General features: G+C 77.1%; 1 pseudogene. It reads right to left on the reverse strand.

The window, feature by feature from the left end:
* Positions 1–37 precede the first annotated feature (37 nt).
* Positions 38–380 (reverse strand): annotated as a pseudogene (locus tag L6966_RS12060) (hypothetical protein); the annotation flags it as partial.

Here is a 380-nt window from a genome sequence, read left to right on the forward strand (position 1 = left end):
GGCCCAGGGGGTGCGACCGTGGGCGGCAGCCGGGCCCTTACCGGGCCGGCTTCCCGCGGCCGGCCTCGGGCCGGGACGGCTCGGCCGGGCCGTCGGTGCGGGTGCCGAGCCAGACCACGTGCTTGGGCCCGCTGCCGCGGCCGCTGGCATGGACCCGGGCCTCCTCGACCGCGAAGCCGGAGCGCTGCAGGCGGGACTTGAACTTCCGGTCCGGGGCGCCGGACCAGACGGCCAGGATGCCGCCCGGCCGGAGCGCCCAGCGGGCCCGCTTGAGGCCCCAATTGTCGTAGAGCCGGTCGTTGGAGCGGCGCATCAGCCCCTCCGGGCCGTTGTCGACGTCGAGCAGGATGGCGTCGTACTGGCCCGGCCCCGCCTGGATC

This window comes from Rothia nasisuis, assembly GCF_928381405.1.
Taxonomy (GTDB): domain Bacteria; phylum Actinomycetota; class Actinomycetes; order Actinomycetales; family Micrococcaceae; genus Rothia; species Rothia nasisuis.